This is a genomic window from Citricoccus parietis, assembly GCF_042433045.1.
Taxonomy (GTDB): Bacteria; Actinomycetota; Actinomycetes; order Actinomycetales; family Micrococcaceae; genus Citricoccus; species Citricoccus parietis.
In genome coordinates this window covers 120,866-144,299 of sequence record NZ_JBHLWH010000028.1, presented here as the reverse complement: position 1 = coordinate 144,299, position 23,434 = coordinate 120,866, and the positions used below count along the sequence as shown (strand labels likewise).

Genomic DNA, 23,434 nt, shown 5'->3' with positions numbered 1-23,434 from the left:
CGGTCGACCGCCATCAGAGCCACCCGCAATCCTCAGCCGGTCACCACCACATTGCCCACGGGACTGCCGGACTCGACGGCGGCCACCGCCTCCGCCGCATCCTCGAACGGATAGACGGTGGAGACCACGGGGGTGAAGTGCCCCGCGGCCACCAGCTCGGCGACCTGCGAGTAGACCGCGGTGGTGCGGCGGCGGGTGACGGGCGCCCCGCCGAGCTCGCGGGCCAGGTCGTAGTCGGCCACACTGCGCAGCGGCAGCACGCACGGACGGTTCGGGCCGGACTGTCCCCGCTCTGCCCCTCCCCGCCCGGAACCCTGCCCGGACTCTCCTGCCCCGCTGCCGGCCCGGAGGAGTCCTGCTGCTTCGCGCAGGGTCCCACCGCCCACGGTGTCGATCACGCCGTCCACCCCGTCCGGGGCCAGGGCCCGCACCCTCTCGGTCCAGCCGTCCCCCTTGACCACATGGCGCGCGCCCAGTTCCTCGACGATCGGCCGCTTGGCTTCCGAGGCCACGCCCAGCACGATCAGCCCGCGGTCCCGAGCCAAGCCGCAGGCGGCCGTCCCCACGCCGCCCCCGGCTCCGAGCACCAGGAGCGTGGCACCGTCGGGAAGATCGAGCTCGCCCAGGGCGTCGAAGGCGGTGCACACGGACACCGGCAGGGAGGCCGCCTGTTCCGTGGAGACCGCCTCGGGTCGCAGCGCCGTGCCGGCCGCACTGAGCAGGACCTGTTCGGCGAACGCACCCGTCCCGGCCGCCGTCGAGCCGAACACCGCGTCTCCGGGACGGAACCCGGTGACCCCGGGGCCGACGCCGAGCACCTCCCCGGCCGCCTCACGGCCCATGGGCATGGGGAACCGGACCTCGATCCGATCCCGGCGCAACCCCGACCGGACCTTGATGTCCGCCGGGTTCACGCCGGCGGCGGCCAGGCGGATCAGCACATGCCCCTCACCGGGCATCGGGTCCTCCATCTCGAGGTGGTGCATGACCTCGGGACCGCCGTACTCCGTGTATCCGAAAGCTCGCATGCGGTCATCTAACCAGGTCCCGCCAGTGAACGGAGGCCGGTCCGCACGGCGCCGGTCCCCGATCCCGCAGTGGCGCGGCCGCCGGGTGTGCAGCTCCGAACCCATCTGGCTCGAACCTCCACAAAATGCGTGCATTCGAGAGCTTGACATGACCTGACATGGCCCGACGCCGACGCCGCAACACGTCGGTCCGGCGGTTGTCTTTTGAGCGGTGGCCGGGGATGGACCGGCCTGCCTTCCCGGCCATACTCTCCTGCTGTTCCCGCGCGCTGAAGGCCTCCCCCGGCTCCGCGCTTGGGCACTGGTCCGTCCCGCCCGGGACGGTCCACTGGCAGCCGTTTCACCCTTCGGAGGATCTCCATGCGCACGCACCGTGCGGCAGCCGCGGCCAGTTGTCTGGCCCTCGCCGTCACCCTCATCGCAGCACCCGCCCAGGCCCATTCGCCCACCCCACCCGCCCCGGAGACGGTGGCGCAGGGTCTCGTTGGCCCCCTGTCCGTTGCAGCCGGCCACCACGGTTCGGCCTACGTCACCCAGAGCTTCACGGGCACCCTGTCCAAGGTCAGCAGACGGGGAACCGTCACCACCGTCCACCAGATGCGGCCTCCCGTCAGCGAGGAGATGGGCAACGAGCTGGTCGGCATCGACGTGTCGAAGGGCTCCACCTTCCATATCGAGTCCGACTACGGCCGCGGTCCCACCAGCCATCTCGTCAAGACCTCCGAGCGTGGAAAGCGGACGGTGGTCAGCCGGGACTTCATCGCCTACGAGAACCGCAACAATCCCGATCGCCGGAAGACGTACGGGCTGCGCGGACTGGACGCCACCTGTGCCGCCGAGGTGGCGGTGCTCGAGGAGACCACCGGCCTGCCCCTCAACCGCTACCGGGGCATCGTGGAGTCCCACGCCTACCAACTCGACGTCCACGGGAACACCGCCTATGTGGCCGATGCCGCGGCGAACGCGATCCTCAAGGTCAACCTGAAGACGCGGCGCATCTCCACGGTGGCCGTGCTTCCCGCCACCACCATCACGATGACGGCGGAGCTGAAGGCCGGCTTCGATGCTCAACTGGGTGCTCCGGATTCGGGCTTGGCCCTGCCGGACTGCGTCGTCGGGGCGGACTACACCGTCGAACCGGTGCCCACGGACGTGCGGGTCGGACGGGATGGGAACCTCTACGTCTCCACACTCCAGGGCAGCGCTGGAGAGATGATGCCGATCAGCACGGTGTACCGGGTCAATCCGTGGTCAGGGAAGGCCCGGGCCGTGGCCACCGGCATGCATGGCACCACCGGTCTGGACGTGGACCGGAACGGGGACATCGTGGTGGCCGAGATGTTCGGCGGGGAGGTCTCCGTCATCAAGAGGGGCAGGTCGTCGGCCAAGACCCTCTTCGCAGCGGAATCGCCTGCCGATGTGGCCTTCGGCGGCTCCACGCTCTACGCCACCACGGGAACGTTCGGCAACGGCGCCCTGGTCACGTACGAACGGAAGGGGGGCCGCGGCTGACCGTTCCTTGTCGGGCCCGTCCCTGCGTCCGTCCCTGCGGATCAGAAGCCGCAGGGACGGCGCCCGGGACCTTTCCAGGCGGTCAGGCGGTCAGGCGGTCACCCCAACGGGATCTCACCGCGCAGCGAATCCAGGTCCCTGACCGGTTCGAGCCCCGTCCTCTCGATGAGCTTCCGGGCCGGTTTCACCGATTCCCAGACGTTCCACAGCAGCACGCCGCGCACCGCGCCGATCTGATCGACGTAGTAGACCACGCCAGTGGAGTGGTCCGGTTGGCCATCCTCTCCGGCCCAGTCCTCGACCGTCCGGTGGCGGGTGTCGACCTCGCCGACGGCCTCATAGCCGAAGTCGAACAGGTCGGACCAGAAGAACGGGGTGGTGCGGTAGGGCCGGTGTGCCCCGGCCATGTTCCGTCCGGCCACCGTGCCCATGGTCTCGGCCGCCGCTGCATGCTCCACGCGGCGGACCCCCAGCAGTCGGTCCGGGTAGCGCGCCACATCTCCCGCCGCGTAGATGCTGTGCGCCCCGGTCCGCAGGTGGTCGTCCACCAGGATCCCGTCGTCCACCGCGAGGCCGGCGGCCCGGGCCAGTTCGGTGCGCGGGGACACCCCCACCCCGACGACGGCCGCGTCCGCCGCGATCTCGGTCCCGTCCTCGAGGCGGACGGTGACCCCCTTGCGCCGGGTGGAGCCGCCGGCGAGCCGGCCCACCACCAGTTCGACACCGCGGTCGCTGAACTCCCGGGTGACCGTCTGGGCCAACGACGCGGGGAACAGGTGGGCCAGCAGCGGAACGGAGGTGACCACGAAGGTCACCCGGACCTCGTTCTGGGTCAGCACGGCCGCGAGTTCGGTGCCGATGTACCCGCCGCCCACCACGACCACGTGCGCCCCGGGCCGGGCGAGCTCGCGCAGCCGCCGGAAGTCGTCCACGGTCCGGTAGTAGAGGACCCGCGCGCCGGGTTCGAGCCCGGTCAGACGGGGTGCCGCCCCGGTGGCCAGCAGCAGCTTGCCGTAGCGGACACGCTGCCCGCCGCCGAGGGTGAGGGAGCGGTCGTCCGGGACCAGGGACGCCACCGTGGTGCCGAGGTGTAGCTCGGTGTTCCCATCCGGGGCCTTCGCCGCACCCGGTGCCTCAGAGAGCATGAGCGATTCCTCCAGGCTCGCGTCCTCCTTCAGCCACAAGGTCTTGGAGAGGTCCGGGCGGTACACCGGGGCGGAGGGGTCCTCGCCGAACACCCCGATGCTCCCGGCCTGGTCCTCGGCCCGGATGCCGTCGATGGCCTTGGCGGCCGCCATCCCGGCTCCGACGATCACGTAGTCGTAGGCCTCCCGGACGGCGTGCGGCCGGGTGCCGGCCAGCCACTGCTCCAGCGTGACCTCGTCCACCAGCCCGCCCTCCGGGATGAGACCGCCCGAGGCGATGGCACGGCCGAACAGGGGCGCCTCCAGGATGCTCTTCGGGCTCTTGCCGCCGAGGGAGCCCCGCACCGCCAGCATCCTCCGGGCCACCTCGGCCGCCGTCAGGATCTCCGGCCCGCGGATGGCCACCTCCCGCACCTCGTGCCCCGTCCGTCCGTCTGGCTTCCGGGCTACCTCGTCCGCCACCAGCCGGGCCACGGAGGCCGCGGAGACGGGCGCCATGCGCATCGTCGGGAGGACGGCGACCGGGCCCAGGGTGGTCCGCCGGAGGATGGTGGGGACCAGCTCGAACCACTGCGTCGAATGGATGATGGTCACGGGCAGCCCCGAGGAACGGTAGGCGTGCTCCTGCGCCGCCTTGCCACGGTAGTACCCGTACGCCTTGTTCACGGCCGGATCGGCCGCCCCCGCGATCGAGACGCAGACCAGCCGCCCGACGCCGGCCCGGCGGGCCGCCGCGCAGACGTTCCCGGCCGTCGTCGTGAAGTATTCGATCGCCGTGGCGGCGCTCAGGGTCTCCCGGTTCAGCGCATCCACCACGGCGTCCGCGCCGGCGAGTGCCGCCTCGAGTCCCTCGCCCGTCACCGCGTCCACCCCGGAGCTGCGGCTGGCGGCAATGACCTCATGGCCGAACTCGCGCAGGCGCGCGGTGATGAGTGTTCCGATGGTTCCGGTGGCCCCGAGCACGACGACCTTCATGGTCCGCATGGTAGGTGCGTGGGCCCCTCGGATGTCAGGTTCCGTCGACGTGCCGGGCTCACCCTGGCGTCAGGCCGGGTGCGTCTGTCAGGAGAGCTGGCCGAAGTGGTCCGGGAACTCCCGGGCGAAGTCGAACGCCGAGGCGCCGTAGACGCTCCGGTAGTGCTCCAGCCACGCCGGGATCAGCCACACCCGCTGCAGGAATTGCCAGTGCTGGGGCTGGCGGACCAGTGCCCAGGTCGCGAACAGCAGCTCGGCCAGGTCCGAATCCAGCATGAAATTGCGCTGGCCCTCGGGCGTGACCCCCAGCATCGCCAGCCGGCCGGGCTCGACCATCTGGCATTCGAGCAGGTCATCCCAGCCCCACCACAGGAGCCCCGCAGCGGTTCTCAGGTAGAACCCGTATTGATTCACGAACACGGCTCCCTGGTCGAACGGACGCCAGTCCGCCTGGGCCATCCGTTGGGCGTCCGCGCGGCGCCGTGAGTTGCCGATGGCCCGTCCGAGGGCAGCCCCGGCGGTCAGGGCCAGGCCGAACCGGCCGGTGGCCAGGAAGAGGCCGCTGTTGTGGACGTAGCTCCCGTCCCCTCCCGATCCATAGACGGCGCGGCGGAACGGGGCACTCGCGATGACCCGGTTCTCCGGGAAGGTTCCGGCGACGGCGAAGTCCACGGGGACGGGATGGATCTGGTCGAACTCCCCGTGGGCATAGGCGTGCATCACCTGGGCCGTCCTCAGCAGCATCTGATCCCGGGCAGTCCAGGGCTCTCCCGGTGCGTAGGTCCCCATGAGTCCACCTTAACGGCCATCGGTGCCGCTCATGGCCCCATCCACAGGTCGGGGAGGCTCTATCGAGTCACGGCTGGCGCCAGTCGTCGCTGTCCAGGTGCGAGCCGGCCATCGGCCCCATGGTGAGCATGCCGCCGTCGACCGCCCAGGACGCGCCGGTGACGTAGCCGGCGTCGGGACCGCACAGGAAGGCCACGGTTGCGGCCACCTCCCGAGCATCCCCCGGGCGGGCGACGGGGATACCGGGGCGGCCCTTGCCCTGCACCACCGACTCGTCCTCCTGGCCCGTCATCGGGGTGGCGATCTCCCCCGGGGCCACGGCGTTCACCGTGATGCCGTACTCCGCCAGCTCCAGGGCAGCGACCTTGACCAGCAGACCCAACCCGCCCTTGGCCGCACAGTAGGGTCCGGCCCCCACGCGGGGTGCGTGCTCATGCACCGAGGTGATGGCCACGATCCGGCCGGCGGTACCGTCCTCCACCATCCGCCGCGCGGCCGCCTGCAGGCAGCAGAAGGCACCGTCGAGGTCCACCCGCAGGACGTGCTGCCACGTCTCCAGGTCCATCTCCAGCAGCCTGGTCGCCGTACCGGTGCCGGAACACAGGACGAGCGTGTCCACCCCGCCCATCGTCTCGGCCAGTTCGTCCACCAGTGCGGTGCCGTTGGCGGGATCTGCCAGATCCAGGTGTCGGACGTGGGCCGTCCCGCCAGCGGCCTCCACCTCCGCGGCGGTGGACTCAGCCCCGGCGCGGTCCTCATGCCAGGTGAGGCCCACCTGGCGCCCCGTTCGGGCCAACGCGACAGCGGTCGCCTTGCCGATGCCGGAGTCCGCGCCGGAGATGATGATCCGCCGGGGCTCGAAGACCGGCGGCCGTTCAGCTGGAGCCGGGACCGCCGTCATCGGGAGACCAGCTTGAAGAAGATGCTGTGGTGGTTGGTCGTGGCGCTCGTCGATGCCATGATGTCCCTCCCGGGGCGGATCGTCCTCGGGGCGTTCCCCGCGTGGGTCCACCGTGGAGCGCCGTGGCGGGGACAGTCAACACCTCTACGACCACACGGGCCAGAGCATCCATCCGCCGGCGGCGAGGCAGCCGACGCAGACGAGCCAGAACACGCCGATCCACACGGCCGCCGGGACGCGGGTCAGGCGGGACAGCTGGTCGACGTCGCTGGCGAGGCCGGCCGTGGCACCGCTGCGGCCACCGGCCGCGCGGCGCACCCGGCGCCGCTGCCGCTGCAGCTCCACCACGGAGCGGGGAGCAGCCAAGAGCAGGGAGAAGACCACCAGGTGTGCGGCGGCCACCAAGACGACGGTCGAGGCCAGCCAGGACAACGCCCCCACGGCCACGCCGGTCGCCAGCACCACCCACAGCCCGTAGAGGTTGCGGATCATCAGCAGCATCAGCGCACACGTCAGGACCAGCAGCCACAGCCACCCGGCGGCGAAGCCGGCACCCACGAGCCAGGCACCCGCCAGGCCCACGAGCGCGGGGGCCGGATAGCCGGCCGCCAGGGTCAGCACCATCCCGGGCCCGCGCGGCCTGCCGCGGGACAGGGTCACCCCGGAGGTGTCGGAATGCAGCCTGATGCCGCTGAGCCGGCGACCGGCGAGCACGGCCACCAATGCGTGCCCGGCCTCGTGCACCAGGGTCACCACGTGGCGCACCACACGGTAGCCGGGCGGGGTCCAGGCCAACACCAGCGCGACGCCGGCCATCGCCAGCGCGATCGGCCAGTCCAGGGGTGCGTGGACGGCGGTGGCCCGCGCCCAGAGATCCGTCATGAGTTCCATCGGCAGGTCTCTCAGCCGCGCGCGTGGCTCGGAGGTGCCGTGGGCACCGTCAGAACCCGCCGGCGTCGGGCGCCATGTTGGAGAACCGTGAATAGTGGCCCTGGAAGCCGAGCACGATGGTCTTGGTGGGGCCGTTACGGTGCTTGGCCACGATCAGGTCCGCCTCGCCCGCACGGGGGGACTCCTTGTCATAGATGTCCTCGCGGTGCAGCAGGATGACCATGTCCGCGTCCTGCTCGATCGAACCCGATTCACGCAGATCGGACACCTGCGGCTTCTTGTCCGTGCGCTGCTCGGAACCACGGTTCAGCTGGGACAGGGCGATCACCGGGACGTCGAGTTCCTTCGCCAGCAGCTTCAGGGCACGGGAGAACTCGGCGACCTCCTGCTGACGTGACTCGACCTTCTTGCCGGAGCTCATCAGCTGCAGGTAGTCGAGGATCACGAGCTTGAGATCGTGTTTCTGCTTCAGGCGGCGGCACTTGGCACGGATCTCCATCATGGACATGTTCGGGGAGTCGTCGATGAAGAAGGGGGAGTCATTGAGCCGACCGACGGTGGCGGCGATCTTGGACCACTGCTCGTCCCGGATGGTGCCCTTGCGCAGATCCTGCAACGCGATGGTGGCCTCGGCCGAGAGCAGGCGCATCGCGATCTCGTTCTTACCCATCTCGAGCGAGAAGAAGACGGAGGTCATGTTGTTCTTGATGGCGGCGGCACGCGCGAAGTCCAGGGCGAGTGTGGACTTGCCGACGGCGGGGCGGGCGGCGATCACGATCATCTGGCCGCCGTGCAGACCCTGGGTCAGTTCGTCGAACTCATAGAAGCCGGTGGGGACACCGGTCATGCCCTCGCCTTGGGACCCTGCGGCCTCGATCTCGTCCACCGTGTGCTCGAGGATCCCGGACAGCGCCACGTAGTCCTCGGACTGACGGGTCTCGGCGACCTTGTAGATCTCCGCCTGGGCCTCGTTGACGATCTCCTCGACCTCGCCGTCCTGGCCGTAGCCCATCTGGACGATCTTGGTGCCGGCCTGGACCAGGCGGCGGAGCACACCCTTCTCGCGGACGATCTCGGCGTAGAAGCCGGCATTGGCGGCGGTGGGGACCGATTGGATGAGTTCGTGGAGGACGGCCGGGCCGCCGATGCGGGAGAGCTCCTGCCGCTTGTTGAGCAGGTCTGCCACCGTGACGGCGTCAGCGGGCTCACCACGGCCGTAGAGGTCGATGACCGCCTCATAGATCATCTCGTGGGCCGGCTTGTAGAAGTCGTTGCCCCGCAAGAGTTCCACGACGTCCGCGATGGCGTCCTTGGAGAGCATCATGCCCCCGAGCACGGACTGCTCGGCCACCAGATCCTGCGGTGGAAGCAGATGGGCCCGCGAGCCGCCGGCGCCGTCGGTGGAATCAAAATCCTCTGATGCCAAGTACTCGATTCCCTTTCCCATACCGGACGGCCCGGCAAACTCCTCGCGGTGCGAATTCCCCCAGAGGAATCCGCCGCATCGGTTGCCCCGAAGCGGCGGATTCCGCAGACGATGTCGTGCCGGATGTGCGCCGTGAACCCCAGCCAATACCCGGCTCCGCCTGAAGGGGATACCAGGTGACACTACTCGCCGGTCGACCCTCCCTCAACCGGGTAATCCACACCTCCTGTGGATAACGTGTGGATTCAGCGGCGTGTTGTGTGCACAGCGTGGGGACAACTCCGGGGATTAACCTGTGCATTCAGCGCTAACAGTGTCCTGACAGGGGCTTTTATGTAGTGGAGGCTGTGGATAGAAAAGAATTTGCTTGGGGATTACGGGTGATGATCTAGCACCAGCAGCGTCATGGATGCAACCTGGAGGCCGTGCTCTTCAGAGTTGTCCACAGCTTGTCCACATGGTTTGTACCCGTGGTTGTATGCCCCGATACCGCTTGTTCCGGCCACCCGGAGAACCTGTGGCCGCCCCCGTTGTCACATCCGTCACGTCCGGCCCCCACTCAGCCTCTATTGGTCTCCCGGTGCTTTCACATTCCCTCCTGCTGTAGGGACTGGAATGATAGGCGCATGGCCGGCTATGAGAACAAGACGAAACCCACCCAGACTCCCGTCGAGGAGTTCATCGCGCAGGTGGAGCACCCCGTCCGCCGTGCCGATGCCGAGGTCTTGGACGAGATGTTCCGACGCGTCACCGGAGAGGAGCCCGTCATGTGGGGTCCGACCATGGTCGGTTACGGCAGCTACCACTACGAGTATGCGTCTGGGCACCGCGGCGATGCCCTCGCCGTCGGCTTCGCCCCGCGGAAGGCCAGCCAGTCCCTGTACGGCCTCCTCGTGCAGCCGGAGGCCCCCGAGCTGCTGTCCAAACTCGGCAAGCACAAGGTCGGCAAGGGGTGCCTCTACGTCAACACACTGGCGGACGTGGACGTGCGGGTCCTGGAGGAACTCATCCAGACGGGCTACCGCCACATGACAGAGCTCGTCGATCAGCCCCGCACCGAGGGTTGACGTCGAGCCGGGCGCCGCGCGCGAAGCGGCAACGTTGCTTAAAAGCCGTGGCCGGTCGGTTCCCGGGGGATCCGACCGGCCACGGACCTGAGGACCAAGGTCGACTAGAGAGCCAGTCCTTCAGTCACTTCTGAAGTTGCTTCTGCAGTTGATTCTTCAGCTACTTCTTCAGTTACTTCTTTTTCGTCTTGGCTCCGACGACGTCCAGGTCGATCACGGCCAGGACATCCTCGTGCAGACGTGCATGGGCCTGGAACCGGCCGGTCGCCTTGATGGCGGACGGCAGGGTCACGACGCGCTTGTCGATGCTGCCGCGGCCTGCGGCCTCGACGGCGTCAGCCACGTCGGCGGCCTTGACGGCGCCGAACAGGCGGCCGCCCTCACCGGCGGTGACCTCGAGCTTGACCGCGGACGCCTGGAGCTGTGCAGCCAGGGCCTGGGCCTCCTCGAGGGACTTCACGGCGCGGATCTGGCGGGCCGTCTTGATCGACTCGACCTGCTTCTCCCCGCCCTTGGTCCACAGGGTCGCGAAACCGCGCGGCAGCAGGTAATTGCGGGCGTAGCCGTTCTTGACGTCGACGACGTCACCGGCGGAGCCCAGGCCAGTCACTTCCTGGGTCAGAATGAGCTTTGCCATCTGGTATCTGTTCCTTCCTCGACTCGGTCGATCAGCCGCGGCCAGCGCCGGAGTAAGGAAGCAGGGCAACCTCACGGGCGTTCTTGATGGCCTGGGCGATCTTGCGCTGCTCCTGCACGGTCACGCCGGTCACGCGACGCGCGCGGATCTTGCCGCGGTCGGAGATGAACTTGCGCAGCAGTGCAACGTCCTTGTAGTCGATGACGGTGATGTCAGCGGCCTTCAGGGGGTTGGACTTTGGTTTGGGCTTACGGATTTCAGCCTTCGCCATCGTGGTGCTCCTTCGATATTCGGGAGCCCGCAGAACGGTTCTGCGGGATGGGATCGCAGGTGGCTCGCCACCTGCTGTGCCGTGCGGGAAACGGTTCCCGACGACGTCCGGTCAGTCAGTGCCCGAGGGCACCGGAGACCGGTGGCGGGTCTGGTGGACACCAGTCCCTGGATGATGCGGTGTGGGGTGGAGAACCCGGGATCAGAACGGAGGTTCGTCGTTGCCCGGGGTCTCCCAGGATCCGGCAGAGGTGGAGGAACCACCCCACGGATCGCTCTGCTGGCCGCCTCCGGCGCCCCAGCCGGCGTTGCCGCCGCCCTGGCCACCGGGGTTGCCCCCCTGGTTGAAGCCGCCGCCACCCTGGCCGCCGCCGAAGCCACCACCGGAGTTGCCACCGAAGCCGCCACCGCCGGAGCTGTTGGACTTGGTGACCTTGGCGGTGGCGTAGCGCAGCGAGGGACCGACCTCGTCGACGTCCAGCTCGTACGACGTACGCTTCTCGCCCTCACGGGTTTCGTAGCTCCGGGCCTTCAGCCGGCCCTGGGCGACCACGCGGGTGCCCTTGGTCAGCGATTCGGCCACGTTCTCCGCCGCCTCGCGCCAGATCGACGCGCGGAGGAACAGGGTCTCCCCGTCCTTCCACTCGTTGGACTGGCGGTCGAACGTCCGAGGGGTGGAGGCGATGGTGAAGTTCGCCACGGCAGCACCCGAGGGGGTGAACCGCAGTTCCGGATCGGACGTCAGGTTTCCAACGACGGTGATGACGGTTTCTCCGGCCATGATGCCTCCTGTAGTGCCTTACGTCCGTGCCGTTCGGCGGTGATATCGGCGTGGGTGTGCGGCTTCCCGGGGGATGCCAACACGGAAATTACTCTGCGGTCTCCGCGGAGATCTTCTGCTCTTCCGGGCGAGTGATCTTGGTGCGGAGGATGGTCTCGTTCAGACCCAGCAGTCGGTCCAGTTCCTTGGAGGTCTCCGGGGAGCTGGTGAAGTTGATGACCGCGTAGATGGCCTCAGCCTTCTTCTGGATCTCGTAGGACAGGCGACGCCGGCCCCAGAGATCGAACTTGTCCACGGAGCCGCCGTCCTTGGTGACGACCTCCAGGTACTTCTGCAGGGTCGGTTCAACGGTGCGCTCATCCACTTCGGGATCAACCAGCACCATCAGTTCATATGCACGCATGCGAACCCACCTCCTTTGGGCTGACGGTCACGGTACTTCCGTAACAGGAGGTTCTGTGCGATGGATCTGCGCGGAGTCCGTCATGGGACGGCACGCAGAAAACCTTAGCTATCCTACCCTGTGCCCGCGCTGGCGGCGAACCGGAATCGAAGCGGATCGATCCCAGTCTCATCCGCTTCGGCCCGCGGCACCAGCCCCGGCCGCAGCACTGTGGACAACGCACCGCGCCCCGGTCCACGGTGCAGTGGTGCGGATCAGACGCCCTCGTAGAAGGCGGTGACGGCCCCGGCCAGCCTCGCCGGGTCCTCGGCGCCGCACATCTCACGGGCCGAGTGCATGGACAACAGCCCGATGCCCACGTCCACGGTCCGGATGCCCAGCCGGGTCGCGGAGATCGGACCGATCGTGGAACCGCACGGCACGCCGTTGTTGGACACGAACTCCTGGAACGGCACCCCGGCCACCCCGCACCAGCGGGCGAAGGCGGCAGCCCCGGCGGCATCGGTGGAATAGCGCTGGTTGGCGTTGATCTTCAGCAGCGGACCGCCGTTGGGCCGGGGATGGTTCACCGGGTCATGCCGTTCGGCATAGTTCGGGTGGACCAGGTGCCCGGCATCTGCAGAGAGCAGCCAGGATCCCGCGAACGACCGTGCGGACCCCTGGCCCGAGACACCGAGGGCATCCAGCACCCGGCGCAGCACGTCCTCCAGCACGGGACCGGCCGCACCGGAGCGGGACGCGGAGCCGAGCTCCTCGTGGTCGAAGGCGGCCAGCACCGGGATCACCGGTGCCCCGGCGGATTCACCGGCCACCCCATCCGCCACCACGCTGGAGGTGCTCAGGGACTCCATCGCCACCAGCCCGGCGTGGACGGAGGACAGGTTGTCCAGTCGTCCGGAGGCGAAGAGCTCGCCCGAGGCCCCGAACCCTCCGGGCGCCTGGGTATCGGCCATCACGACGTCGAAGCCCGCCACCGCGTCGGCCTCCAGCCCCGCGGTGCGCGCCAGGACGGCCAGGATGTCGGTCGACAGGTCCGCGGTCCGTCCGCCGGTGTCTCCCACCGGCACGGCACCCCAGACCGGATTCAGATGTTGCTGCCGGTCGAGCTTCAAGCCGCTGTTGACCTCGCGGTCCAGGTGGATGGCCAGTTGCGGGAACCGGGCGATCGGACCGGTGCGGACCAGGTGTTCCCGTCCGTCCACGGTCACCATGCGGCCGGCGAAGCACAGTTCACGGTCCAGCCAGGAGTTCAGCAGGGGTCCGCCGTAGACCTCGACTCCGGCCTGCAGCCAGCCCTCACGAGACGTGGACGGCTTCGGCTTGAGCTTGAAGGTCGGCGAATCGGTGTGCGCGCCGAGGATCCGGAACACCGGGGTGGCGGAGATGTGACCGGCGTCGGGAATCCGCCAGGCCGTCACGGCACCGTCCCGGACCAGGACGTACCCGCCGGGCTCCGCCGGGAAATCCACCGCCTCGTTCACGCGGACGTATCCGGCCTCCTCCAGCCGCCGGGCCCCCTCGGCGGCGGCGTGGTAGCTCGAGGGGCTGGCCATCACGAAGTCGGCCAGGTCCTGCAGGTACTCCGGTAGGTCCGGGGTCAGGCGGGGTGGGTCGGTGTCCGGTGCGGTCATGGCCCTACCGTACTGGGGCGTGGGCCTGGAGCAGCCAGGGGGCCCGGTCGGGAGCATCGTCGTAGAGCCCTCCCAAGGGGTCGTCGACGGGGAGCCTGCGGGCCTCGGAGGGGTCGAAGCCGAGCGATTCCAGCCGGGCCGCGGCCGCCACGTGTCCCTGGCCGGCGTTGCCGGTGCGCCAGATCCGTCCGCCGGGCAGGGACGCGCGCACCGGGTCTTCCCAGGGATTCAGCATCTGCTCCACCACCCGGAACATCAGGTAGACGGTGGCGGCCATGTGGCCGAGGATCGCCAGCACGTAGAAGGTGTCGTCCATGGAGTGTTGGACCTCGGAGCCGGAGGCACCCTTCGCCAGGTACATCCAGATGGCCCAGAAGTGCAGGACCTCGAGGAACTGCCAGATCAGGAAGTCGCGCCAGCGCGGGGCGGCGAGCGCCGCCAGGGGGATGAGCCAGATGACGAACTGGGGGGAGTACACCTTGTTGCACAGCACGAACGCGGCCACGATCAGAAAGACCAGGTGGGCCACCCGGGGCCGGTAGCGGCACCGCACGCCCAGGGCGAAGATGGCACAGCAGCAGGCGAAGAAGGCACCGTAGGCCAGCAGGGACAGCTGTTCGGCGTTGATCGTCGGCCCGCCGATCTTGCCCATGGTGACGTCCCACGCATGCCAGATCGAGCTCAGACCCGGGCCACGCTCCCCGGAGAAGGTGAAGAACACGCTCCACGCCTGGAGGTTGCCGATCATCATCGGCAGGTTGACCGCCAGCCAGGCCGTCACCGTGCCCAGTGCGGCCCAGAGGAACGGCGCCCACTTCTGGGAGCGGACCGCCAGGATGAGCAACGCGCCGAGGATCAGCAACGGGTAGAGCTTCATGGCGGCACCGAGGCCGAAGAAGATCCCGGCCAGCAGGGGCCTGCGGCCGCCGAACAGCCACATCCCCACCGCCAGCAGCGCGACCGCCCACAGATCCCAGTTCACGGAGCCCGCCAGGATGATGCCCGGGGCCACGGCCACCATGAGCGCGTCCCAGGGCCGCCGTCCGGCGGACTTGGCCGTGACCACCACGGTGACGATCCACAGCACCGCCGTGAACACGAAGTTCACGTCCCAGTAGGCCAGCGAGGGGTTGAGGTCCGAGAACGGCAGCGTCTGGGAGACCACCGCCGCGATCGAGGCCACCACGGACATCAGTACCGGGTACTCGAAGCTCGCCCCCGCGGCAAAGGGGGCGAAGGGGTCCTCGGCGAAGCCGCGTCCGCCGTAGAGGGCGGACCAGTCCGAGTAGCAGCCGGCGTAGTACACGGTGGGCTGACCCCAGCCGTTCAGGCGGCAGGGGGACTTCAATAGCACGGCGACGATCGCCGACAGGGTGGTCAGCAGGATCAGGACCCGCATGGGGGTGAAGAACGTGCCCGTCATCCGCCCGGGGACGGTGTGCCTGCCGGCCGGTCCACCGAGCAGCTCGCGCATCCTGCGCACCAGCCCGTCCGTGCGGGACGGGACGGAGGCCGGGAGCGGGCGGCCGGCGTCGTGACCTCCGGGGTAGGTGGACGAGGAGGCCCCGGCCTTCCGCGGGCCGGGGGCCGGGGTGCGCAGGCTCATGGGCCCCATCCTACGGAGAGCGGGAGCGGTCCCGACCGGAAGCTGGGGACGGCCGGGAGCCGGGTGCGGGAATAGCGGGGATCCCGGCACGGTTGGACACGATGCCGTCCGCAGACGTCATCCGGCGTAAAGTGGATGGGGTTGTGCCGCGCCCACTCGGGTCGACGGCACCCACCAGCGTTGAGTCCCGTCATGCGGGACCCGGTCCGCCGCGCCCGGCGTGCGGCCCCAGGACCATCAGGACAACAAGGAGTACCGGTGTCTAAGAACCCGATTCGTGTGGCCATTGCGGGCGTGGGAAACTGCGCCACCTCGCTGATCCAGGGGGTGGAGTATTACCGCAATGCCTCCGTGGACGAGAAGGTCCCCGGACTCATGCACGTGGAGTTCGGCGACTACCACGTGGATGACCTCGAGTTCGTGGCCGCTTTCGACGTGGACGCCAAGAAGGTCGGCGTGGAGCTCTCCGAGGCCCTGACCGCCTCCGAGAACAACACCATCAAGATCGCGGATGTCCCCGCCACCCAAGTGACCGTGCAGCGCGGCCCCACCCTGGACGGTCTCGGCAAGTACTACCGCGAGACGATCGAGGAGTCGGACGCCGAGCCGGTCGACGTGGTCCAGGTCCTCAAGGACACCCAGGCCGACGTCATCGTCTGCTACCTCCCGGTCGGCTCGGAGGAGGCCGCCAAGTTCTACGCACAGGCCGCCATCGACGCGAAGGTCGCCTTCGTCAACGCGCTCCCCGTCTTCATTGCGGGCACCCCGGCCTGGGCCGAGAAGTTCACCGCCGCCGGCGTGCCGATCGTGGGCGATGACATCAAGTCCCAGATCGGCGCCACCATCACCCACCGCGTGATGGCGAAGCTCTTCGAGGACCGCGGCGTCACCCTGGACCGCACCTACCAGCTGAACGTCGGCGGCAACATGGACTTCAAGAACATGCTCGAGCGTGAGCGTCTGGAGTCCAAGAAGATCTCGAAGACGCAGGCCGTCACCTCGAACACCTCCGCGAAGCTCGGCGAGGATGACGTGCACATCGGTCCCTCTGACTACGTGTCCTGGCTGGACGACCGCAAGTGGGCCTTCGTCCGCCTCGAGGGCCGCAACTTCGGCGACGCCCCCGTCTCCCTCGAGTACAAGCTCGAGGTCTGGGACTCCCCGAACTCCGCCGGCGTCATCATCGACGCCGTCCGTGCGGCCAAGATCGCCCTGGACCGCGGCATCGGCGGACCGATCCTCTCGGCCTCGTCCTACTTCATGAAGTCCCCGCCGGTCCAGCACCATGACGATGAGGCCCACGAACTTGTGGAGGCCTTCATCCGCGGCGAGATCGAGCGCTGAGCCCTCTTCCGACTGCTCAGCCCCCTGCTCGACTGGCGGTCGAGATCGCACCGTTTTCCGGCGTTGAATCCGGAGACTGGTGCGGTCTCGACCGCCAGTTTTTTGTTGCCTCTGAGGCTACTCACGGGTAGGGGTGTCGCACGCCACAGGTCGGGTACTAATCTCCAGTGGTGCCCTGATCCGTCAGGATTCGGCGCGCTTCCTTGTCGGCTTTTCCGCTCTTCATCGGCGGACGGACTCATCTGAAGGAGGTGGGGAAATTGATGATCTATGGAAATGACTCTGAGAACGGTGGCTACACCGCGTCCGGCGTCCTTCTGGCGTGGCCAGGAGTCGCCGCCATTCATCTGCCCAACCCCGCCTCCGCGCTGACCGCAACCAGCTGAGCTTCCCCTTCCCGGGCCCTTCCCGTCCTGGAGGAACCGTAGAGCAGGACCCACTTCCAGATCTTTCTGGTGGATGTCCCCTGAGCCGCTTGCCCATCGCTGAGGCCCCCAACCAAGGGAACCCCAGCCATGTCCATCCATCTCTCCACACAGTTCTCCACCCAGCACACCCCCGATCCTGACCGGACCCCCTTCAGTCACGGGAAGGGGGTGACAGCACGTGAGTGAGCACTTCGATGACCACCGCGGCAAACGCCGGCGGTCCGGAAAGCAGCGCTTCGGGACCATCTTCCGCCCGGCACCCTTCCTGCCTGACCAGGAACGGTCGCCGATCCGGGACGACATCCCCTTGCCGCCGGACTTCATCATCTTTCCCCGGTGACCAGCATCCAGGCCCGCATCTGGCGGTCGACGGATACCTCGGATCGGCCCCCCGTGGCCGGTGTGAGGTCATCCATCGGCCGCCAGTTCCGTTGCCGGGGCGCGGATGAACCCGTTCCCGTTCCACCGCCGCTATGCGAGGATCACCCCCATGAACGACGCCGAGATCTCCGCGGCCGCGACGCTCGAACCGGTGGCCGACGTCGCCCGCCGGGCCGGGATCCCCGCCGACGCGCTCATCCCCTACGGGCACTACATGGCGAAGGTGGACACCCGCCGCCTCCCGGGCGGCTCCGGCAACGGTGCCCCACCCGGCAGTCCCGACCAGCTCGGCAGGGTCGTTCTGGTGACCGGCATCAGCCCGACGCCGGCCGGTGAGGGCAAATCGACCGTCACCGTCGGCCTCACGGACGGCCTGAACCTCTTGGCGCAGGCCGGGGACGCCCCCGCAGAATGGGCCGGCAGGACCGCGATCGCCGCACTCCGTGAGCCCTCCCTGGGCCCAGTGTTCGGCATGAAGGGCGGCGCCACCGGCGGCGGGTACGCGCAGGTGGTGCCGATGGAGAACATCAACCTGCACTTCACGGGCGACTTCCATGCCATCACCGCAGCCCACAACCTGCTCTGCGCCCTCGTGGACAACCACCTCCACCGGGGCAATGCCCTCGGCCTCGATCCCCGCACGATCTCGATCAAGCGGGCCCTGGATACGAACGACCGCGCCCTCCGCGAGACCATCATCGGTCTCGGCGGCCGCACCGAGGGGGTCCCCCGGGAGAACGGCTTCGAGATCACGGTGGCCACCGAGACCATGGCGGTGTTCTGCCTGGCCACCGGTCTCGAGGACCTCAAGGACCGCTTGTCCCGCATGATCATCGGCCGGACCCGTGACCAGCGGCCGGTCACGGTCGGGGACCTGGGGCCGAACGGCGCCCAGGGGGCCATGGCGGTGTTGCTCAAGGATGCGCTCCACCCCAACCTCGTGCAGACCCTGGGTGGTTCGGCTGCCTTCGTCCACGGCGGACCCTTCGCCAACATCGCGCACGGGGCCAACTCCATCACGGCCACCAACACCGCCCGGAGGTTGGCCGACGTGGTGGTCACCGAGGCCGGCTTCGGTGCGGACCTGGGCGGTCAGAAGTTCATGGACATCACCTCCGTGGCCGGGGGCTTCCCACCGGCGGCCAGCGTCATCGTCGCCACGGTGCGGGCCCTCAAGCTCAACGGCGGGATGGCCCCGCAGGAACTCGACCGGAACACCGGGGACGCGGAAAAGCAGCACCTCGAGGCCCTCGAGGCCGGCGTCGCGAACCTGGCCCGGCACATCGAGAACATGGCCGCCTACGGGGTGCCCGTGGTCGTCGCGATCAACCGTTTCCCCCAGGACACCCGGGCCGAGCTGGATTGGCTCACCAGCTGGTGTGCGCGCCGGGGTGTGCCCGCCGCGGTGGCCGAGGTCTGGGCCCGCGGCGGGGCAGGCGCCCTGGACGTGGCCCGCCGGCTCCTCGAGGTCCTGCCGGCTGAGGGCATGGCCTCCGGTTGGCATTCCCTCTGGACGGCGGACATGACGGTCGCGGAGCGGATCGAGGCCGTGGTGACCCGGATCTACGGTGGATCCGCCGTGGAGTACGCGCCCACCGCCGCCCGGCAGCTCGTCCAACTGGTCGAGGAGGGCTGGGACCACCTGCCCGTGTGCATGGCCAAGACACAGTACTCGTTCACCGACGACCCGGCGGTGCTGGGGGCGCCCAGCGACTTCACCGTGCTGGTGCGTGAGCTCCTGCTGCGGCCGGGCGCCGGCTTCGTGGTCGCCCTGACCGGGGCCGTCATGACCATGCCCGGGCTGCCGAAGGAGCCGGCGGCCGACTCCATGGACGTGGACGCGGACGGCCGCGTCACCGGCCTGTTCTAGTCCTCAGCCCCCTGGGCCTCCGGCTGCTCGGCCCACCAGCGCAACAGCTCGGCCGTGGCCGTCTGAACGTCGTGGGGCCCCTCGTCCAGGCGATACTCCAACAGGTGCTTGTAGGCGCGCCCCACCACGGGCCCGGGCTTGATCCCGAGGATCTGCATCACCTGGGATCCGTCCAGGTCCGGACGCACCGCCTGGAGCTCCTCCTTCTCGGCGATCTCCACCATGCGCCGCTCCAGGTCGTCGTACGCGAACGCCAGCCGCTCGGCCTTCCGGCGGTTCCGCGTGGTGACGTCCGAGCGGGTCAGGGCATGCAGTCGCGGCAGCACCGGGCCGGCGTCGTTGACATACCGACGGACAGCGGAATCGGTCCAGCCGGCGTCGCCGTAACCGTAGAACCTCATGTGCAGCTCGACCAGCCGGGCCACGGCCTTGATCGTGTCGTTGTCGAACTTCAGCGCCCGCATCCGCTGCTTGACCAGCTTGGCCCCCACCACGTCGTGGTGGCGGAAGGTGACCGCCCCGTTCGGTTCGAAGCGGCGGGTCGCCGGCTTGCCGACGTCGTGCATCAAGGCCGCGAAGCGCAGGACGAAGTCCGGTGCGGGGACATAGGTGCCCGACGGCGGCACGAACCGTTCCGTCTTCGCCTCGCCATCGCTGTCCTCGCCTGCCTCTCCTGCCTCTCCTGTCCCGCCACCCGAAGCTTCCGGGTGCTCCGCCGCCCACTGCTCCTCGAACTCGGCGAGGTACTCATGGCCCATCGCCTGTTCCAGGACCGTCAGCGAGTGCTCGTAGACGTCCTTGTGGCGGTGGTGCTCGTCCGTCTCCAGCTTCAGCGCCGGCAGTTCGGGCAGCACGTGCTCGGCCAGGCCGGTGTCCACGAGCAGGTTGAGGCCGGCCCGCGGATGGGATCCGTTGACGAGCTTGACCAGCTCGTCCCGGACGCGTTCGGCGGAGATGATCGTGATCCGCTCGGCCATGGCCGTCATGGCCTCCACCACGGAGGAGTCCACGCCGATGCCCAGCTGGGAGGCGAAGCGCGCGGCCCGCATCATCCGCAGCGGATCATCAGAGAAGGAGTCCTCGGGCGTGCCGGGGGTGCGCAACCGTCCGGCGGCCAGGTCCTTGACCCCGCCGAACAGGTCCACGAGTTCCAGGGAGGGCAGCCGGATGGCCATCGCGTTGACGGTGAAATCGCGGCGCAGCAGGTCCTCGTCGAGGGAGTCCCCGAAGGCGACCTGCGGCTTGCGGGAGTCCCGGTCGTACTGCTCGGCGCGGTATGTGGTGACCTCGAGTTGCCATCCGCCCTTCGAGAAGCCGATGGTGCCGAACTTCCGGCCGATGTCCCAGTGCGCATCCGCCCATTTCCGGGCGATCCTCAGGGTGGTGTCCGGGTCCGCGTCGGTGGTGAAGTCCAGGTCCGGGGACACCCGGCCGAGGAACAGGTCCCGGACCGGGCCGCCCACCAGGGACAGCTCATGTCCAGCGGCCTCGAACATCCGGCCCAGTTCCAGCACCACGGGGGGCAGGCCGGCACCGGTCGGAAACCCCACGGGCAGGTCAACGAGGCCGGTTTGGTCAACCAGGTCGGCGAGGTCGGTGCCGGAGGGCTGGACGCCGGCACCTGCGGGCGTGCCGGACGAAGGAGAGGAGGGGGCGGTGGGATTCATCGTGTGCTTAAGGGTGCCAGATCCGGGGGCCCGGTGAGGACAACCGGGGTGCGGACTCCGGTGTTGCCGGATGCGGTTCCGGTTCAGCCCGCTACAGTGGAATGCATGGCTCATCCCGTTCCGAGCGCCCCCAAGCGCACTCCGCTCACCGCATCGGTGGGCCGGCGTGTGCCCCGGCGCCCGGGACAGCCGGGCACGCCCGGCGAGTCCGCGCAGGGCTCCCTGCCCACGGTGGAGGAGATCTCCGCCGGCGGACTGGTGGTGCGCCGGTACGGCGGCCGGCTCGAGGTCGCCATCATCGCCCGCTACAACCGCGGCGGCCGGCTGGAGTGGTGCCTGCCCAAGGGCCATCCGGAGGGCGCGGAGACCCACGGCGAGGCGGCCATCCGCGAGGTCGAGGAGGAGACCGGGATCGCCGGGGACATCCTGGCGTCGCTGGGATCCATCGACTACTGGTTCACCGTCTCCAGCCACCGCGTGCACAAGACCGTGCACCACTACCTGCTGCAGGCCACCGGTGGCGAGCTGACCACGGAGAACGACCCGGACCATGAGGCTGTGGACGTGGCCTGGGTCGGCCTGGACGTGCTCAACGCCAAGCTGTCCTTCCCGAACGAACGCCGGATCGTGGACCTCGCGCGGGACGTACTCCCCGAGCATGAGGGCAGGTTCCCGGATCTGTCGGACTCCGAGCGGTGAAGAACACCCCCACTACGACGCCGGACACCCCGGACCGCGGCGATTCCCCCGGTCCGCGGCGCCCCGGCACCGTGCCCCAACGCCGTACCGGGAGTACCGTCCGTCCTCCTGCTCCGGTTCCCGCTCCTGACCCCGCTCCTGTCTCAGCGTCCGACCCCGGTTCCGCCTCGGCCTCCGTCACAGCCTCCGCCGCTGCCTCCTCCGAGGCGGACAGCACGGCGAAGTCCAGTGCCATCATGGCCGCGGGCACCCTGGTGTCCCGCATCCTCGGTTTCGTCCGCACAGCCCTGCTCACGGTGGCCATCGGTTCGACCGCCATGGCCGCGGACATCTTCGAGTCCGCGAACACGATCCCGAACATCATCTACATGCTGCTGGCCGGCGGCGTGTTCAACGTGGTGCTGGTCCCACAGCTCATCAAGGCGGCGAAGAAGCCGGACAAGGGCTCCGACTACACCTCGCGGCTGATCACCCTCGCGGTCCTGGTCATGGCCGCGGCCACCCTGGTCATCACGCTCGCGGCCGCCCCCATCATGGTGGCGCTGACCAGCAACTGGTCGCCGGCGATGCTGACTCTGGGCACGGCGTTCGCGCTCTGGACCTTCCCGCAGATCTTCTTCTACGGCGTGTACGCGGTGCTGGGGCAGGTCCTCAACGCCAACGGCCGTTTCGGCGCGTACATGTGGGCCCCGGTGGCCAACAACGTGGTGGCGATCGGTGTCATCGGCCTCTACCTCGCGATGTTCGGCTCCTACCAGGCCGGCGGCGATCAACTGGCGGAGTGGACCACCGGCCAGACCGTCCTGCTGGCCGGCGGACACACCCTCGGGATCGTGGTCCAGGCCCTGGTGCTCTTCGTCCCGCTGAGCCGGCTCGGGCTGGGGCTAAAGCCGAAGTTCGGTTGGAAGGGCATGGGCCTGCGGTCCACGGGCAAGCTCGCCGGGTACACCCTCGTGACCATGATGGCCGGCAACGTCGTCAACCTGCTGGTAGCCCGCCTGGTGTCCGGGGCCACCGAGGCCCGTGCCTCCCTGGGTGAGGCCAGCGGGTCCGGCGGGCCGTTCGAAGGGCTGGACCCCGCCGTCGTCGAGGCCTCGATTCCCGGGCTCATGGCCCTGAACATCGCCCAGCTGATCACGGTGCTTCCGCATTCGGTGTTCGTCCTGTCCCTGGCCACCGTGCTGTTCAACCAGCTCGCGCGGTCGCTGCACCGGGACGATGTGCCGGGGGCCCTGGCCACGATCAGCCGGGGTCTGCGGAACTTCGCGGTCCCGATGATGTTCTCCACGGTCGTGGTGCTCGTCCTCGCCGGGCCGCTGGGACGCGTCTTCGCCGGTTCCTCGGAGACCGCTGCGGCGTCCGCCGTGGCCATCGGACAGCTGCTCATCCTGCTGGCGTTGGGGATGCCGTTCCGCTCGGCCCACATCTATCTCATGCGCATGTTCTACGCGGCTGAGAACGCGCGGATCCCCATGCTGGTGCAGGTCGGGACCGCGGCGTGCACGCTGGTCATCGCCTACGTGGCCTCGATCTTCATGCCCAGCTGGGCCATGGCCTACCTCATGGTCTCCGTGTTCACCCTCCTGCACGTGGCCCAGTTCGTCGCCGCCCATGTGCTGGTCCGCCGCCACTACGGGGACTACGGCGCCGGCGAGGTCCTGGACGCCTACCTGCGCACCGGCGTGGCCGCCGTCGTCTCCGGCGTGGCCGGCGCCCTGGTGCTGTGGCTAATCGGCGGGTACTCCGGCGGGTTCCCCTGGTCCACGATCATTACCGCCCTGGTGAGCTGCGCCGTCGTCGGGCTGGTCATGATAGTCGTGTACTTCGTGATGCTCCGCGCCATGCGACTGCCCGAGCTGACGGAGTTCCTGGGGCCGCTGGCCCGGAAGATCCCCGGGTTGACCCGGTAATTTCCTGGCCTGCCGTCCGGCGGTTCACCGCGCACCAACCCGCCGTCGGCCGTAGCATGGACCCGACCGCACC

The 23,434-nt window shown here is 68.9% G+C and carries 20 protein-coding genes; 7 read left to right on the top strand and 13 right to left on the bottom strand.

Annotated elements, in window-relative coordinates; all coding sequences use genetic code 11:
• Positions 1–32: 32 nt before the first annotated feature.
• Positions 33–1,028 (bottom strand): NADP-dependent oxidoreductase, encoded by a 996-nt coding sequence (locus ACFFIO_RS11080; protein WP_378041785.1) that lies wholly within the window; start codon positions 1,026–1,028, stop codon positions 33–35.
• 360 nt (positions 1,029–1,388) lie between these two features.
• Between ACFFIO_RS11080 and ACFFIO_RS11075 the strand changes: the two genes are divergently transcribed.
• Positions 1,389–2,540 carry a ScyD/ScyE family protein gene (locus ACFFIO_RS11075; protein WP_378041784.1) on the top strand — a complete coding sequence of 384 codons (1,152 nt, stop codon included), beginning with the start codon at positions 1,389–1,391 and terminating at the stop codon, positions 2,538–2,540.
• 98 nt (positions 2,541–2,638) lie between these two features.
• On the opposite strand, the gene ACFFIO_RS11070 is transcribed toward ACFFIO_RS11075, so the two are convergent.
• From ACFFIO_RS11070 to dnaB, 5 genes are all read right to left on the bottom strand, one after another.
• Positions 2,639–4,660 carry an FAD-dependent oxidoreductase gene (locus ACFFIO_RS11070; RefSeq protein WP_378041782.1) on the bottom strand — a complete coding sequence of 674 codons (2,022 nt, stop codon included), beginning with the start codon at positions 4,658–4,660 and terminating at the stop codon, positions 2,639–2,641.
• A gap of 87 nt (positions 4,661–4,747) precedes the next feature.
• Complete coding sequence (locus tag ACFFIO_RS11065; RefSeq protein ID WP_378041781.1) at positions 4,748–5,449, bottom strand: hypothetical protein; 702 nt, start codon at positions 5,447–5,449, stop codon at positions 4,748–4,750.
• 67 nt (positions 5,450–5,516) lie between these two features.
• Complete coding sequence (locus ACFFIO_RS11060) at positions 5,517–6,350, bottom strand: SDR family oxidoreductase (RefSeq protein ID WP_378041780.1); 834 nt, start codon at positions 6,348–6,350, stop codon at positions 5,517–5,519.
• A 144-nt stretch (positions 6,351–6,494) separates the two neighbouring features.
• Positions 6,495–7,232: a M50 family metallopeptidase gene (locus ACFFIO_RS11055; RefSeq protein ID WP_378041779.1), complete on the bottom strand. Its 738-nt coding sequence runs from the start codon at positions 7,230–7,232 to the stop codon at positions 6,495–6,497.
• A gap of 58 nt (positions 7,233–7,290) precedes the next feature.
• Entirely contained in the window at positions 7,291–8,688 is a 1,398-nt protein-coding gene (gene dnaB / locus ACFFIO_RS11050; RefSeq protein WP_371300600.1) for a replicative DNA helicase, read from the bottom strand.
• Positions 8,689–9,293: 605 nt separating this feature from the next.
• Between dnaB and ACFFIO_RS11045 the strand changes: the two genes are divergently transcribed.
• The gene (locus ACFFIO_RS11045) at positions 9,294–9,734 is read left to right on the top strand and encodes a DUF1801 domain-containing protein (protein ID WP_378041778.1); all 441 of its coding nucleotides are present in this window, start codon (positions 9,294–9,296) and stop codon (positions 9,732–9,734) included.
• 172 nt (positions 9,735–9,906) lie between these two features.
• On the opposite strand, the gene rplI is transcribed toward ACFFIO_RS11045, so the two are convergent.
• The 6 genes from rplI to ACFFIO_RS11015 form a co-directional block, all read right to left on the bottom strand.
• The gene (rplI, locus tag ACFFIO_RS11040) at positions 9,907–10,371 is read right to left on the bottom strand and encodes a 50S ribosomal protein L9 (RefSeq protein ID WP_115932457.1); all 465 of its coding nucleotides are present in this window, start codon (positions 10,369–10,371) and stop codon (positions 9,907–9,909) included.
• A 31-nt stretch (positions 10,372–10,402) separates the two neighbouring features.
• Complete coding sequence (gene rpsR, locus ACFFIO_RS11035; RefSeq protein ID WP_010144869.1) at positions 10,403–10,642, bottom strand: 30S ribosomal protein S18; 240 nt, start codon at positions 10,640–10,642, stop codon at positions 10,403–10,405.
• A gap of 201 nt (positions 10,643–10,843) precedes the next feature.
• On the bottom strand, positions 10,844–11,422 hold the full coding sequence (locus ACFFIO_RS11030; protein WP_378041777.1) for a single-stranded DNA-binding protein: 579 nt from the start codon (positions 11,420–11,422) through the stop codon (positions 10,844–10,846).
• An 88-nt stretch (positions 11,423–11,510) separates the two neighbouring features.
• Positions 11,511–11,825: a 30S ribosomal protein S6 gene (gene rpsF, locus ACFFIO_RS11025; RefSeq protein WP_115932459.1), complete on the bottom strand. Its 315-nt coding sequence runs from the start codon at positions 11,823–11,825 to the stop codon at positions 11,511–11,513.
• A 254-nt stretch (positions 11,826–12,079) separates the two neighbouring features.
• Positions 12,080–13,456, bottom strand: coding sequence for a M18 family aminopeptidase (locus ACFFIO_RS11020; protein WP_378041775.1), 1,377 nt, complete (start codon positions 13,454–13,456; stop codon positions 12,080–12,082).
• A gap of 4 nt (positions 13,457–13,460) precedes the next feature.
• Entirely contained in the window at positions 13,461–15,062 is a 1,602-nt protein-coding gene (locus tag ACFFIO_RS11015) for a glycosyltransferase family 87 protein (RefSeq protein WP_378041773.1), read from the bottom strand.
• Positions 15,063–15,320: 258 nt separating this feature from the next.
• Here ACFFIO_RS11015 and ACFFIO_RS11010 point away from each other — a divergent pair, with 258 nt between their 5' ends.
• From ACFFIO_RS11010 to ACFFIO_RS11000, 3 genes are all read left to right on the top strand, one after another.
• Entirely contained in the window at positions 15,321–16,406 is a 1,086-nt protein-coding gene (locus ACFFIO_RS11010) for an inositol-3-phosphate synthase (protein WP_378041771.1), read from the top strand.
• Between the two features lie 606 nt (positions 16,407–17,012).
• Positions 17,013–17,174 carry a hypothetical protein gene (locus ACFFIO_RS11005; protein WP_378041770.1) on the top strand — a complete coding sequence of 54 codons (162 nt, stop codon included), beginning with the start codon at positions 17,013–17,015 and terminating at the stop codon, positions 17,172–17,174.
• A 150-nt stretch (positions 17,175–17,324) separates the two neighbouring features.
• Positions 17,325–19,085, top strand: a complete 1,761-nt coding sequence (locus tag ACFFIO_RS11000; RefSeq protein WP_378041769.1) for a formate--tetrahydrofolate ligase — start codon at positions 17,325–17,327, stop codon at positions 19,083–19,085.
• Here ACFFIO_RS11000 and ACFFIO_RS10995 read toward each other — a convergent pair.
• On the bottom strand, positions 19,082–20,752 hold the full coding sequence (locus ACFFIO_RS10995) for a tRNA nucleotidyltransferase/poly(A) polymerase-related protein (RefSeq protein WP_378041767.1): 1,671 nt from the start codon (positions 20,750–20,752) through the stop codon (positions 19,082–19,084). The genes ACFFIO_RS11000 and ACFFIO_RS10995 overlap by 4 nt on opposite strands.
• Positions 20,753–20,857: 105 nt before the next feature.
• On the opposite strand from ACFFIO_RS10995, the gene ACFFIO_RS10990 reads away from it, so the two are divergent.
• Positions 20,858–21,451, top strand: coding sequence for an NUDIX hydrolase (locus ACFFIO_RS10990; protein ID WP_159553504.1), 594 nt, complete (start codon positions 20,858–20,860; stop codon positions 21,449–21,451).
• Positions 21,448–23,361, top strand: coding sequence for a murein biosynthesis integral membrane protein MurJ (murJ, locus tag ACFFIO_RS10985; RefSeq protein WP_378041765.1), 1,914 nt, complete (start codon positions 21,448–21,450; stop codon positions 23,359–23,361). Before ACFFIO_RS10990 ends, murJ begins: the two co-directional genes overlap by 4 nt.
• Positions 23,362–23,434 lie beyond the last annotated feature (73 nt).

Coding starts and splice junctions, on each gene's coding strand:
- rplI (WP_115932457.1), bottom strand. CDS start 10,371: ATGGCAAAGCTCATTCTGACCCAGGAAGTGACTGGCCTGGGCTCCGCC.
- rpsF (WP_115932459.1), bottom strand. CDS start 11,825: ATGCGTGCATATGAACTGATGGTGCTGGTTGATCCCGAAGTGGATGAG.
- ACFFIO_RS11030 (WP_378041777.1), bottom strand. CDS start 11,422: ATGGCCGGAGAAACCGTCATCACCGTCGTTGGAAACCTGACGTCCGAT.
- ACFFIO_RS11000 (WP_378041769.1), top strand. CDS start 17,325: ATGAACGACGCCGAGATCTCCGCGGCCGCGACGCTCGAACCGGTGGCC.
- ACFFIO_RS11070 (WP_378041782.1), bottom strand. CDS start 4,660: ATGAAGGTCGTCGTGCTCGGGGCCACCGGAACCATCGGAACACTCATC.
- ACFFIO_RS11080 (WP_378041785.1), bottom strand. CDS start 1,028: ATGCGAGCTTTCGGATACACGGAGTACGGCGGTCCCGAGGTCATGCAC.
- dnaB (WP_371300600.1), bottom strand. CDS start 8,688: ATGGGAAAGGGAATCGAGTACTTGGCATCAGAGGATTTTGATTCCACC.
- ACFFIO_RS10990 (WP_159553504.1), top strand. CDS start 20,858: ATGGCTCATCCCGTTCCGAGCGCCCCCAAGCGCACTCCGCTCACCGCA.
- ACFFIO_RS10995 (WP_378041767.1), bottom strand. CDS start 20,752: ATGAATCCCACCGCCCCCTCCTCTCCTTCGTCCGGCACGCCCGCAGGT.
- ACFFIO_RS11045 (WP_378041778.1), top strand. CDS start 9,294: ATGGCCGGCTATGAGAACAAGACGAAACCCACCCAGACTCCCGTCGAG.
- ACFFIO_RS11065 (WP_378041781.1), bottom strand. CDS start 5,449: ATGGGGACCTACGCACCGGGAGAGCCCTGGACTGCCCGGGATCAGATG.
- rpsR (WP_010144869.1), bottom strand. CDS start 10,642: ATGGCGAAGGCTGAAATCCGTAAGCCCAAACCAAAGTCCAACCCCCTG.
- ACFFIO_RS11020 (WP_378041775.1), bottom strand. CDS start 13,456: ATGACCGCACCGGACACCGACCCACCCCGCCTGACCCCGGACCTACCG.
- ACFFIO_RS11055 (WP_378041779.1), bottom strand. CDS start 7,232: ATGACGGATCTCTGGGCGCGGGCCACCGCCGTCCACGCACCCCTGGAC.
- ACFFIO_RS11075 (WP_378041784.1), top strand. CDS start 1,389: ATGCGCACGCACCGTGCGGCAGCCGCGGCCAGTTGTCTGGCCCTCGCC.
- ACFFIO_RS11060 (WP_378041780.1), bottom strand. CDS start 6,350: ATGACGGCGGTCCCGGCTCCAGCTGAACGGCCGCCGGTCTTCGAGCCC.
- ACFFIO_RS11015 (WP_378041773.1), bottom strand. CDS start 15,062: ATGAGCCTGCGCACCCCGGCCCCCGGCCCGCGGAAGGCCGGGGCCTCC.